The organism is Collibacillus ludicampi (assembly GCF_023705585.1).
Lineage (GTDB): Bacteria > Bacillota > Bacilli > Tumebacillales > BOQE01 > Collibacillus > Collibacillus ludicampi.
The window spans coordinates 2,835,486-2,848,851 of sequence record NZ_BOQE01000001.1; the positions used below are offsets into that span (position 1 = coordinate 2,835,486).

The 13,366-nt window shown below is 47.1% G+C and carries 11 protein-coding genes; all 11 read left to right on the forward strand.

Annotated elements, in window-relative coordinates; genetic code table 11:
- Window positions 1-29 precede the first annotated feature (29 nt).
- The 11 genes from recJ to DNHGIG_RS14400 all read left to right on the forward strand — a co-directional run bounded on the left by recJ (window position 30) and on the right by DNHGIG_RS14400 (window position 13,337).
- The gene (gene recJ / locus DNHGIG_RS14350; protein WP_282200237.1) at window positions 30-2,414 is read left to right on the forward strand and encodes a single-stranded-DNA-specific exonuclease RecJ; all 2,385 of its coding nucleotides are present in this window, start codon (window positions 30-32) and stop codon (window positions 2,412-2,414) included.
- Window positions 2,411-2,923 (forward strand): adenine phosphoribosyltransferase, encoded by a 513-nt coding sequence (locus tag DNHGIG_RS14355; protein ID WP_282200238.1) that lies wholly within the window; start codon window positions 2,411-2,413, stop codon window positions 2,921-2,923. The genes recJ and DNHGIG_RS14355 overlap by 4 nt, the downstream gene beginning before the upstream one ends.
- Window positions 2,895-5,129, forward strand: a complete 2,235-nt coding sequence (locus DNHGIG_RS14360) for a RelA/SpoT family protein (protein WP_282200239.1) — start codon at window positions 2,895-2,897, stop codon at window positions 5,127-5,129. The genes DNHGIG_RS14355 and DNHGIG_RS14360 overlap by 29 nt, the downstream gene beginning before the upstream one ends.
- Before the next feature lie 16 nt (window positions 5,130-5,145).
- Window positions 5,146-5,586: a D-aminoacyl-tRNA deacylase gene (gene dtd / locus DNHGIG_RS14365; protein WP_282200240.1), complete on the forward strand. Its 441-nt coding sequence runs from the start codon at window positions 5,146-5,148 to the stop codon at window positions 5,584-5,586.
- Window positions 5,587-5,717: 131 nt separating this feature from the next.
- A complete protein-coding gene (locus DNHGIG_RS14370; protein ID WP_282200241.1) occupies window positions 5,718-5,957 on the forward strand; it encodes a hypothetical protein in 240 nt (79 codons plus the stop codon).
- 168 nt (window positions 5,958-6,125) lie between these two features.
- On the forward strand, window positions 6,126-7,937 hold the full coding sequence (gene pepF, locus DNHGIG_RS14375; RefSeq protein WP_282200242.1) for an oligoendopeptidase F: 1,812 nt from the start codon (window positions 6,126-6,128) through the stop codon (window positions 7,935-7,937).
- Window positions 7,938-8,107: 170 nt separating this feature from the next.
- Window positions 8,108-8,830: a L,D-transpeptidase gene (locus tag DNHGIG_RS14380; RefSeq protein WP_282200243.1), complete on the forward strand. Its 723-nt coding sequence runs from the start codon at window positions 8,108-8,110 to the stop codon at window positions 8,828-8,830.
- Between the two features lie 150 nt (window positions 8,831-8,980).
- On the forward strand, window positions 8,981-9,493 hold the full coding sequence (locus tag DNHGIG_RS14385; RefSeq protein ID WP_282200244.1) for a methylated-DNA--[protein]-cysteine S-methyltransferase: 513 nt from the start codon (window positions 8,981-8,983) through the stop codon (window positions 9,491-9,493).
- 32 nt (window positions 9,494-9,525) lie between these two features.
- Entirely contained in the window at window positions 9,526-10,320 is a 795-nt protein-coding gene (locus DNHGIG_RS14390; protein WP_282200245.1) for an HAD family hydrolase, read from the forward strand.
- A 356-nt stretch (window positions 10,321-10,676) separates the two neighbouring features.
- A complete protein-coding gene (locus DNHGIG_RS14395; RefSeq protein ID WP_282200246.1) occupies window positions 10,677-11,567 on the forward strand; it encodes a protease complex subunit PrcB family protein in 891 nt (296 codons plus the stop codon).
- Between the two features lie 183 nt (window positions 11,568-11,750).
- Window positions 11,751-13,337 carry a bifunctional metallophosphatase/5'-nucleotidase gene (locus DNHGIG_RS14400; RefSeq protein WP_282200247.1) on the forward strand — a complete coding sequence of 529 codons (1,587 nt, stop codon included), beginning with the start codon at window positions 11,751-11,753 and terminating at the stop codon, window positions 13,335-13,337.
- The last annotated feature ends 29 nt before the right edge of the window (window positions 13,338-13,366 follow it).

Sequence of the window (13,366 nt, forward strand, 5' to 3'; positions counted from 1 at the left end):
CCTTTTCACAAATGCAAGAGAAGAGAAACATGCGCTGGGTCATGAAAGATGCCGACGAGACTCGTTCACAAGCCTTGGCGGAAGAGCTCGGCGTCCCCGTCGCAGTGGGGCGTCTGCTTGTGCAACGGAACAAGGTAACGGTTGAAGAGGCTCAGCGTTTTCTTTATCCGGACAAACATGCATTCTATGATCCTTTCATAATGAAGGATATGGGTAAAGCGGTCGAGCGCATCCGTCGTGCGATTAAAGAACGTGAGCACATTATGGTGTACGGTGATTATGACGCGGACGGTGCAACAGCGACCAGTATGCTTTACCTTGCACTCAAGGAACTTGGAGCTCATGTGGAATATTATATTCCCGACCGTTTTGCTGAAGGATACGGACTGAATGAAGCGGCGATCCGTATGGCAAAGGATCAGGGGTTTTCCCTTGTGATTACCGTAGATAACGGGATATCCGCTAACGATGAGGTTCGTATCGCAAGTGAAATCGGGCTGGATCTGATTATCACGGACCATCATACACCACCTGAACAATTGCCGGAAGCTTACGCGATTTTAAATCCCAAACAGCCCGGATGTCCGTATCCTGACAAAATGTTGGCAGGGGTTGGGGTGGTGTTTAAATTAGTTCATGCTCTTTTTGACAGAGTGCCTGAAGAGTACTTCGAGTTAGCAGCGATCGGAACGGTTGCAGACCTCGCGCCGCTCGACGATGAGAACCGTCTGCTTACCGTATTCGGTTTGGAGCAGTTGAACCAACATCCACGGGCGGGAATTCAAGCGTTGATCGACGTATCAGGGCTGGCGGGTAGAAAGCTCACCGCCGGACACATCGGATTTTCCCTCGGTCCGCGAATCAATGCGGCAGGACGTCTAGACTCCGCTACGAATGCGGTTGAACTGTTGATTACGGAAGATCCCCTGCGTGCCAAGGAATTAGCATTGTTTCTTGAGGAACAAAACCGTGAACGCAGGGAGATCGGCGACGTGATTTTTGAGGAAGCGGTTCAAGAAGTGGAAGCGCATCCCGAATGGTTGGAAGCTCGTATTCTTGTCCTCGCGAGCGGTCATTGGAACGCGGGAGTGATCGGGATCGTCGCCTCCCGTTTGGTGGAGAGATACTATCGTCCCGTTTTGATGATCTCTGTGACGGACGGAATGGGGAAAGGTTCCGCGAGAAGCATTCAAGGCTTTCACTTGTATGAAGCGTTGCATGCCTGCGAAGATCTTTTGGAACATTACGGCGGTCACAAGATGGCGGCCGGATTTTCGGTTCGAGAAGAAAAAATTCCCTTGTTACGTAATCGTCTCCAAGCGCTCGCGCAAGAATGGCTTACTGAAGAAGATCTGATTCCACAACTGTCGATTGACGCGCAGATAAACCTCCCGGACATCGATATATCGCTCGTCGAACAGATTGCCGCTTTAGGCCCTTTCGGCTTCGGAAATCCGAGCCCTCGTTTTCTCATGCAAGCGCTCGATTTACGAGGTTACAGGGCTGTGGGCAAAGAGCAAGAGCATCTTCAAATGACGTTGGGTCAGGGAGTTGCACAGATCGGTTGCGTTGCTTTTCAGCGCGGAACAGAAGTGGAACAAGTGAAAGAATGTTCCCAGCTCGATGTCGTTGGAGAACTTGCGATTAACGAATGGAATGGGCAGAAGCGCTTACAGCTGATCGTCCATGATTGGCGACCAAGCAGCGTACAAGTGTTTGACTTGCGTGATCGGAAAGATCGGGTGCAATGGGTCGAGCAAATGCAGAGAAAGCGACCCTTGTTGCTGGCATGTTTTTCGGAAGCGGCTTACCATGAGGCGAAACGAACATTCTGCTTGTATCCTTGGGAAGAGCAGGTTCCATCCCTCATTGTGAGAGTGAATGAAAATGGAACGATAGAAGGGGCGCCCGAGGGTCATCCGGCGGATGTGGTTGTGTATGATTTGCCTTATAGTTTGGAGCAATTCCAGGCGTTTGTAAGCCATCTGCATAACGGTGTGCGTCTTTATATGCTGCAAGGGGAGAAGGAATATCAACAAGCGTTGCGTGAAGCGAATGACTGGATACCTGACCGCGATGCGTTTGCCCATGTGTTTCGTACTCTTAAACGGTTGGAGAAAGCGACGAAGGAAGAACTGTTAAGCGCGATTCACCGCACGTATGCGGAACATCTTGAATGGATGATGCAAGTCTTCATCGAACTGGGATTTGCTTATAACCACAAGAACACGTATTATGTGGTAAAGGATGCTGAAAAACGGTCGTTGACGGAAGCAAAGAGCTATCGTGAACGCTTGATCCGTACGGAAAGAAGAAAACGTGTGATTGAAGTCATTGGTCATGCTTCTCGGGAAGAAATGTTGGCATGGCTGCAGGAGTTTTGTCTTAGATATAGGGAGGATTTCGTATCATGAACCTTAAGGAAAAAATTCGTGTCATTCCTGATTTTCCGGAAAAGGGAATCCGTTTTAAAGATATCACGACATTATTGCAAGATGCCGGTTCTTTTCACCATGCGATCGACGAGTTGGCCGATTATGTCCGTGGGCGGCAAGCCGACGTGATCGTCGGTCCGGAAGCGCGCGGTTTTGTCATTGCCGCACCACTCGCATACGCGTTGGGAAAAGGATTCGTGCCCGTGCGCAAAAAGGGCAAATTGCCCGCAGAAACGGTTTCGATGGGATATGAACTGGAATATGGAAAAGATATCTTAGAGATGCACAAAGACGCCATCCGTCCCGGTCAGCGAGTGGTCATTGCCGATGATCTTCTGGCAACCGGAGGAACTACTCTCACTGCTATCAAACTCGTTGAAAAATTAGGGGGAATTGTTGTGGGAGTCGCATTTTTAATCGAGCTCACTTATTTAAACGGACGGGAGAAGTTGAGCGGCTATGATGTCCTCTCGCTTGTCCAGTACTAAGCCTGAGTCGGATGAAAAGAAGGTGGCCGTGGTGGGAGTCGAGCGCCTGAGTCAAAAGGTAGCGGAATACGGTTCACCGGATGATGTCGTACTTGTAAAACGTGCTTACGAGTATGCTTATAAAGCCCATCAAGGACAAGTGCGCAAATCGGGAGAACCTTATATCAATCATCCGGTTGCGGTCGCTGAGATCTTGGCGGGGATGGAGTTGGATGGAGTGACGCTCGCAGCCGCTCTCTTGCATGACGTCGTTGAGGACACGGAGGTATCAGATGAAGACCTGGTCAAAGAATTCGGTCCTGAAGTCGGGGCGTTGGTCGACGGCGTAACCAAACTCGGGCGCATCAAATACATGTCGAAAGAACAGCAGCAAGCGGAGAATCTGCGGAAAATGTTTTTGGCAATGGCCAAAGATATCCGCGTCATTCTCATTAAATTGGCTGACCGTTTGCACAATATGCGGACTCTCAAGCATCTTCCACCGGAAAAACAGGCGCGTATCGCGCGTGAGACTCTGGAAATCTTTGCGCCTCTCGCGCATCGCTTAGGGATTTCTACGATCAAATGGGAGTTGGAAGATACCGCGCTCCGTTATCTGAACCCTCAGCAATATTATCGTATCGTCAATTTGATGGCGAAAAAGCGGCGAGAGCGGGAAAGCTATGTGACTGAGGTCATCGAAACGTTAAAGAGCAAATTTAAAGATCTTAATATCAAAGCGGATTTGTCGGGACGCCCCAAGCATATTTACAGCATTTACCGCAAAATGGTCAATCAAAATAAACAATTTAATGAAATCTATGACCTTTTGGCTGTACGTGTGATCGTGGATAATATAAAGGACTGTTATGCAATCCTGGGGATCGTGCATACCCTTTGGAAGCCCATGCCCGGACGTTTCAAGGATTATATCGCCATGCCCAAGGCGAATATGTATCAGAGTTTGCACACGACGGTTGTGGGCCCGCACGGTCAACCTTTGGAGATTCAGATCCGTACTTGGGAAATGCATCGTACGGCGGAATACGGGATCGCCGCCCATTGGCTTTACAAAGAAGGAAAAAGTGCCAGTTCGAACGATACGGCGTTCTTGCAGAAATTGGCGTGGTTCCGTGAAATTCTTGAGTGGCAACAGGATTTTAAAGACGCACAAGAATTCATGGAAACATTAAAAATCGATCTGTTTTCCGACGAAGTCTTCGTGTTTACGCCGAAAGGGGACGTGATCTCCCTGCCTGCGGGTTCCGTTCCGATCGATTTTGCTTATCGTATCCATACAGATATCGGAAACCGCTGTATTGGTGCAAAGATTAACGGCAAAATCGTTCCGCTTGATTATAAATTGCACACAGGTGACATCGTCGAGATCCTCACGTCGAAGCATACGTTCGGCCCGAGCCGCGATTGGTTAAAAATCGTCAAATCCTCGCAGGCGAAAAGCAAGATCCGCCAATGGTTTAAAAAGGAAAAGCGTGAAGAAAACATTGTTAAAGGCAAAGAGATACTAACGAACGAGTTCCGCAAAAATAACCTTGATCCGGCCCTGTACATGTCGGACAAGTATCTCATGGATATTGCCGCGAAATTCAATTTTACGAAGGAAGAAGATCTGATCGCGGCCATCGGTTACGGGGCTGTTTCCGCGCAGCAGGTCGTTACCCGTCTGCTGGATAAATTGCGTAAAGAGGCTCCGCCGACGGAAGTCCCGCCGTTACCCGAGATCAAAGAACCGATCCGTAAACCTCGCAGACAACATGATGTAGGTGTTCGGGTTAAAGGTGTGGATAATCTTCTCATACGTTTTTCGCGATGCTGCAATCCTGTTCCTGGAGATGAAATCATCGGGTATGTGACACGCGGCCGCGGCGTTTCCATCCATCGCACGGACTGCCCGAACATCATAAACGCCAAGAAAGATGGGGAAAATCGCTTCCTTGAAGTCCTATGGGAATCCAGCCCCGAGAACTGCTATAACGTGGATATCGAGGTCACCGGGCTTGACCGGCGTGGCTTGATGAACGAAGTGATGAATGTGATCGCCGAAACGAAAACCGATATCACAGCAATGACCGGACGAACAGATAAACGAAGAATGGCGGTTATGCATTTCTCTATCAATATACGAAACGTAGACCATCTTCATTCGGTTGTGGAGAAGATCAAACGGATCAAGGATATTTACACGGTTCGACGGATCATGCAATAGAACGGAGGAATCGCGCATGCGCATCGTTGTACAGCGTGCAAAATCTGGGCGCGTGCTTGTCGAAGGAAATGTGGTCGGTGAAATCGGTCATGGTGTCGTCTTGCTCGTCGGAGTCACTCACGACGACACCATGGATGATGTGAACTGGCTAGCTGAGAAAGTCGTAGGTTTACGTATATTTGAAGATGAAAACGGGAAAATGAACCATTCTCTTTTGGATGTGGGCGGGTCTATTCTCTCCGTATCCCAATTCACCTTATACGGGGATTGTCGAAAAGGGAAGAGGCCTAATTTTATGGCAGCCGCCAAACCGGAACAGGCAAAGGAGTTATACACACAATTGAATGAGAAGATGCGCTCGTACGGTTGTCGTGTGGAAACGGGCATTTTTGGAGCGATGATGGAAGTGGAAATCGTCAATGACGGGCCGGTAACGCTTATATTGGATAGCCACTAATGCTTCGAATTCTCATTGCAGAGAGCTTCGCCAGTTCCCTTGAAAAATTGGGCTCGTCTATGGGTGACCGCTTACACTCTTTCCGCGTAATCTGTGCAGTGTAATGACAATGTGGAAAGGGGAACACAAACGTGTCACACAAAACTAGGATCAAAAAGTTCCGTATAGAATTATGCCTCGACGATGAATTGCGTTGTAAGCTGGCGGAATTGGTCAACGGACATACGGACACCGTTCATATCGACGATGTCTTTTTCAGACACTTGAGAATCGAAGAAGTGAAGGCGGATTGCCTTAAAGTAGAAGATATCAAGATGAAAAAAGGCTGCATTGAATGCCTGAAGATTTCTGCTTTCCCACCAGGATCCTGAGCACGCTTTTCATCAATCGAAAACTTTATACATCATGATCGTCAGATCCCTCTCTCATACAGGAGAGGGGTTATTTTTGTTTAAAAGACCCGAAAAAGAGGAAAGGCTAATCTTTTGCCGAATGGTATATATTAGTAGAGAGTATAAAAACAAAGGAGTGAATCTCAATTGGCTGAACAGACAACTCGTACGCTACCGAAACGAAGTGAAATCGCAGATGAATATAAATGGGCATTAGAAGACATGTATCCAAACGATCAGGTTTGGGAAGAAGACGCCCGTCAAGCGAAAGAATGGATTGAGAAGATTCGCACGTATAAAGGCACACTGGGATCTTCCGGCAAGCGTTTGCTGGAAGTTTTGCAACTTCAGGATGACATTCACCGCATCGTTCAAAAGCTGTATGTCTATGCACATATGAGAAGAGATGAGGACACGGCCAATCCGCATTACCAAGCACTAAGTGATCGTTCGAGCAGTTTGAGTGTCACGGCATCGGAAGCTTCTTCTTATATCGTTCCGGAGATCCTCTCTCTTGATGCGGAAACTTTGAATCGTTTCATCAATGAAGAAGAAGGTCTTGAGCTCTATCGTTTTCAATTGGAAGAGATCACGCGACAACGAGAACATTTCCTGTCCCCGGCGGAAGAACAGATTCTCGCCCAAGCGGGTGAGATCGCGCATGGTCCGCAAACCGTGTTCGGAATGTTAAACAATGCGGACATCACGTTCCCCACCATCCGTGATGAAAATGGACAAGAGGTAGAATTGACAAAGGGGAATTTTATCCATTTTCTTGAAAGCCGTGATCGCCGTGTAAGAAAAGATGCGTACAACGCACTTTACAGTTCTTACCGGAAACATAAGAATACGCTTGCCGCATTGTTCCATGCGAGCGTCAAGAAAGATGTCTTCTACGCTCGTGTCCGCAAATATAATTCGGCGTTAGAGGCATCGCTTGATGTCGATAACATCCCGACCGAAGTTTATGACAACCTGATTGCAACCATACACGAACATTTACCCTTAATGTATCGATATGTATCCTTGCGCAAGAAAGTGTTGGGGATTGACGACTTGCATTTTTATGATCTGTATGTACCGATCGTGCAAGAAGTAGATATTAAAGTCCCTTATGAGAAAGCAAAAGAGCTTGTTGCGGAAGGACTCAAACCTTTGGGAGAAGAGTACATCAAGATTCTGAAGGAAGGATTTTCATCGAAGTGGATCGACGTCTATGAAAACCAAGGGAAGAGAAGCGGTGCGTACTCATGGGGAGCGTATGATGTCCACCCTTATGTGTTGTTGAACTACCAGGAAACGTTGGACAATGCGTTCACGCTGGCACATGAAATGGGGCATGCCATCCATTCCTATTATACCAACAAGAATCAGCCGTTTACGTATGCGGATTATACGATTTTCGTCGCAGAAGTGGCATCGACGGTGAATGAATCCCTCTTGATTGATTACATGTTGAAAAAGACGACGGATCCAAGAGAGAAGCTGTATCTTCTGAATCATTATTTGGAACAATTCCGCGGTACGGTTTTCAGACAAACGATGTTCGCCGAATTTGAGAAAATCACTCACGAGAAGGTAGAGGCGGGCGAAGCGTTAACGCCGGAACAACTCTGTGCAATATATCGAGAATTAAACGAGAAATATTACGGTCCCGAACTCGTGTTGGATGAAAATATCGAGATAGAATGGGCGAGAATCCCACATTTTTATAACGCGTTTTATGTCTACAAATACGCTACCGGGTTCTCGGCGGCTACTTCATTGGCCACACAGATTCTCGAAGAAGGGCAACCCGCTGTTGAACGCTATCTCGGTTTTCTTAAAGCGGGAAGCTCAGATTATTCGATCAACCTGCTCAAAAAAGCGGGTGTGGATATGACAACGCCGCAGCCCATTCGTGACGCTCTGGGGAAATTTAAACAACTTCTGGATGAGTTGGAGCAACTGATTGGATAGAAACGAAAACGTCTCCTTATTGGGGACGTTTTTTTACACATCGAGCCTCTGCCTTGCATAGAGTCTTCCTATTTGTGGTGGACGATGATTTTCAGGTCGATTATACTAGTAACAAGAAGTGAGTGAGTTTCATTTCACTTGATGGGGGAAGGACAATAGGAGGAATTTGTTTGCTACGGACTTGGAAATGGATGAGTATTGCCGCGTTCGTTCCGGTGATACTCGGATTGACGGGTTGTAATGTGATCTCTACTGCCACGGAGAAGGTATCGTCGGGTTTCGCGGAAACAGTTGCGAAATCGAATGAACACAGTGAGACATCTACCACCAAAAATTCTACGGATACATCGAACGGAACGAAGACAGCTCATGATAAAGGGGTACCGACATCGGGCCCTGAACATGCAAGTATGCTGACAAACGAGCAATTGCTTGAGCAAATCAGAAAAACGCATTATATGGGCCCGACAGATGGGCCTTATCCCGTGTTGCATAAAGGGATGAATCTGTGGATTGATGTAAACCTCACGCAACAGAGGGTTTACATTAAAGATGGCGATAAAACCATATACACCATGCTCACGTCATCGGGGCTCGATGATATTCCGGACAATACGACACCAAGGGGAACTTTTTATACGCAAAAGGAAAAAGGTATTTCTTTTTATGCGCCTAACTATAAGGAAGGGGCTGAATACTGGACTTCATGGAAAGATCATGGCGTCTTCCTCTTTCACTCCGTTGTCACGGATGAAAAAGGGAATATAAAGGTCGACGAAGCGGAGAAACTGGGGAAAAAGGCATCACATGGTTGTTTCCGTCTCCCTGTTCTTGACGCGAAATGGATCTATGATAATATTCCCGAGAACACGAAAGTGGTTGTTCACGATTGATCTACGATTTGAACATATTCTCTTGAACAAAAATGGATCCCCCTTGTGCAAGGGGGTTTTTGGTGTTTCAACCGGAAGGAAGAAGTTTTTGCGAGAGTAAATCGGTGTGCTAGAATTAAAGTATCATTTTCACAAGAGGCAGGTTTTACCATGAAAATCGGTTATGATGAACTGGAATCAGAGATCGGTTTGATTCGCGTGATCGCAGATGAACAAGGAGTGCGGAAAGTGGCGATGTCAGACGAGGAATGGCAGGAATATCACGCAGAACTCGGGGATGTACCGAGGGATCCCGCGTTATGCAGGGAAGCGATACGCCAACTGGACGAATACTTCAAAGGAAAACGCCGCCAATTTAACCTCTCCTTATCCATTGAAGGGACGGAATTCCGCAAGCGAGTATGGAAGGCATTGTGCACGATTCCTTACGGTGAGACCCGCAGCTACGCGGAGATCGCGGCAGCAATCGGAAAACCAAAGGCGCCGCGTGCCATCGGACAAGCAAACCGCGCGAACCCGTTGCCTATTATCATTCCTTGCCATCGCGTAATTGGAAAGAATGGAGATCTTGTAGGTTACGCGGGAACAAGAACGGATATCAAAAAGGCTTTGCTGCAATTAGAAGAGCGTGTTCAGAAAGAAGGATATTGGGTCGAACCTTAAGGAGACACTTATATGGGACAGAGGTGTTATGTTTGATTCGCTTGATCGCCATCGATTTAGATGATACGTTGCTCGGCAACAACCTGACGATCTCCGTGGCCAACCACACGGCTGTTAAGAAAGCGATGGAACGTGGAATCCATGTAGTGCTTGCGACCGCACGCGGCTGGTATTCTACCAGCCAGTTTTATCGTAAGCTTCATCTAAATAGTTTCGCTGTATGCGGTTCGGGAACGAAAATCTATAATCACATGGGGCAATGTGTGAAAACTTGGACCATTCCGCTGGAAACCGCGAAAACGATCCTGAAGATAGCCGAGCAAGAAGACATTATGGTGATGTGCAGTGTCCCTGAGAAAAATTATTTTAACTTCGTACGGGAAGATTGGCGTTCACGCATTCGTCCGAAAGTGGATATTGAGGTTCCCGGACTTGCGGATCAGTTGAACGAAGCACCGACACAGCTTTTTGTTAAAGGAGAGAGGGAGATCAATCGGTTGCTGGAACTACTCCCGAAAGAAACGCCTGAGTATCGTATTCATACGTTGTTATATCGCGACGGGATTCCTGAAATGATGATCATTCATCCGGATGCCAATAAAGCGACAGGACTTTCCTGGGTATGTGAGAATCTGGGCGTGAAGCGAGAGGAAGTCATGGCGCTTGGCGATAGTTCAAACGACATACCCATGCTTCGTTTTGCGGGGATCGGTGTGGCCATGGGCTGGGCGACAGAACCCGTAAAAGAAGCGGCAGATTTTGTTACAGAAAGAAATGACCTTGATGGGGTAGCCACAGCCATTCATCGCTTTGTTTTCGATTCATGATTCATGAGCGTGCGCCGTACACCTTTAAACAATCTCTTACAAAGGGACGGCGCTTTTTCATATACATCTTCCCTGTCAATGAGACGAATGGTGCATCATTTGAGAATGATCGCCAACACTTGTCATGTTTCCGCCACAGCCGGTGAAAGTCGTTGAGACGACAATCAGTAATGCGGCTAAAAAGATTTTTCTCATGCATGTAACCTCCCTGGCGGTTGATGGACAAACATCCTCTTTTATCATCCCCAAAAATTCTCGGCAAATCAAGTGGGTTGTCTCTCTTGTCATTTTGTAAAAAATTCAGTATTCTAAGTCAGGAAACATATGGATTTTCACTTTTGGGAGGTGCTTCATTCATGAAACATTCAACTCTTTTATTGGTTTTCGGAGCGACTGTATTTATGGTTCAGAACGCTTATGCTAACGGTCAAGCGGACCCTGTGATCTCTCAACAGAAGGAAGTTGTACGGGATGACGTATGGGTGCATCATTATAGCTACATGTCGGCACAAGAACTTTGTCAATCAGGCATCTGGGATGCAATCACGGGACACGGACCGGATGAAACTATAAAACGAGGGGAATTTGTCGATCTACTTCTCAAAGTCACAGGTCAGGAACCTCCCGAGGCCCTTTTTAACAAAGAAGAAGAGTTAACACGCGCGGAGGCGGCAAAATGGGTCGCCGAACTCACACAATTGAATACAGGCATTGCCGGTCAATTGAAACCTTCGTTTCAAGATCTGGAAAACGGGGATGCTTACAACGATGCAATCGCATATGTGTATCATACCGGGATCATGGGAGGAGACGGAACCCGTTTTTATCCCAATCATCGTTTGACCCGCGGGCAGGCGGCAGTCATCCTCGATCATGTGCTCATGCGCATGCCGCAAATGGCGAGAGAGATTTCCTTTGAGAAGGTAGAACAAGATCTCCCGGCATCTGTGCAGTCACTCATAGAAGCACATAAGAAAGAAGCAGGCATTTACAGCGTTTCGGAAAGAGGATTCCGTTACGTGGTGGTTACAGCCGGCGAAAAACCGACAGGAGGATATTCGGTTACCATCGATCGTATGTACGAAACAAAACATGCCATCTATGTTGAGGCAAGTACAAAATCTCCTGAACCGGGCACTTTCGTCCCGATGATCATTACCTACCCTTTCGCTGTTGCAAAAATTAAAGAAACAAACAAACCCGTATATTTACTCCGCAATCATGTGATACACCCCATTACGAAGTGATGACATATGTAGGCCTCCTCCCAGATAAAGAGGCCTTTTTCTTTTGGCCTTCTGCAAACTTGTCATTGCAGATTTCAAAGCGTACACACACGAGCCAACCGATTTTCAATGAACAATGAATTGTTTTACCGGTCTACTCTTGCTATATTGAATGCAAACTGACATGTGGAGGAGAATGGTAAAGTGTCTGCGGATAACCGTTTCGTACTGACTATTTTGGAGACGAGCGATGTGCACGGCAATATACTTCCACTCAATTACGCGAATAACAAGCCGATGGATGTCGGATTGGCGAAAATAGCGACGCTTCTTCAAAAGGAACGACACAAGAATCCATACATGATCGTGATCGACAACGGCGATTTGATACAAGGAACACCGCTCACTTATTACCATGCTCGTATCGATCAACAACCGCATAACCCGATGGTGCTGGTTCTGAACGAACTCGCGTACGACGCTGCCGTTTTGGGGAATCATGATTTTAATTATGGACTCGACGTGCTCGGAAAAGCGATTCGAGAATCGAACTTCCCTTGGCTATCCGCCAATGTCGTCAAAAAAGGAACGGGCGAACCTTTTTTCGGTAAACCGTATCTTGTTAAACATTTCCCCGGTGACCTCAAAGTAGGCGTTCTCGGATTGACGACACAATATATCCCTATTTGGGAACATCCTCGTCATATCGAGGGAATGGATTTTCTTGATGCCGTTGAAGCGGCCAAACGATGGGTCAAGCTCTTGCGTGAGAAAGAAAGAGTAGATGTAGTGATCGTTTCATACCATGGCGGATTTGAAAGGGATCTTGAAACGGGAGAGCCTATCGAAGAATTGACGGGAGAAAATCAAGCGTATCAATTATGCCAAGAAGTAGAAGGCATCGATGTGTTGTTAACCGGCCATCAGCATCGTTCGATAGCAGGGAAATCGATCCATGGAGTTACCGTTGTCCAACCAAGCAGTCAAGGGAGAATGATTGGAAAGGTAACCGTGGAGTTGCGTAAGCAACCGGACGGCTGGCAAATCGTTAGAAAGGATTCCGAACTTCTTTCCGTCAAACATGTTGTTCCTGACCCCCATATCGTACACATGGTTCAACCTTATGAAGAAAAGACACAGTTATGGCTTGACAAACCGATCGGTAAAGTACGCGGGGATATGCGAATCCATGATCCGATGCTCGTACGTTTGAGAGATCATGCAGTCATCGAATTCTTTAATAAAGTGCAAATGGAATATGCGCATGTGGATATTTCCGCTACTGCATTATTTGATAATGCGTCCCCGGGATTTTCGGAGAACATTTCGATGCGGGATATCGTCACGAACTACATGTACCCGAACACGTTGAGGGTCATTCGTATCAAAGGGAAGGATATCAAGGCCGCTCTGGAAAAATGCGCCTCTTATTTCGCTGCTTATTCGGGTGGTAAAATTGAGATGAATCCCGAGTTCACGACACCGAAACCGCAACATTACAACTACGACATGTGGGAAGGAATCGAATATAAAATTAACATTTCCCGTCCGTTAGGGGAACGGGTGGTTCTACTGAACTACAAGGGAAAGCCGATCGAAATGGAACAGGAATATGACGTCGTCATGAACAGCTACCGTGCGGGGGGAGGCGGGAATTATCGAATGTTTAAAGGAAAACCGATCGTTCGCGATATTCCCGTCGATGTTGTGGAACTCATCGCGGAGTATATCATGGAACGCGGGACGATCGAAGCTACTGTCGATCACAATTGGGAAGTGATCCATGATTGAGTCAGCATTCCTCCCACCCAAAGACACCA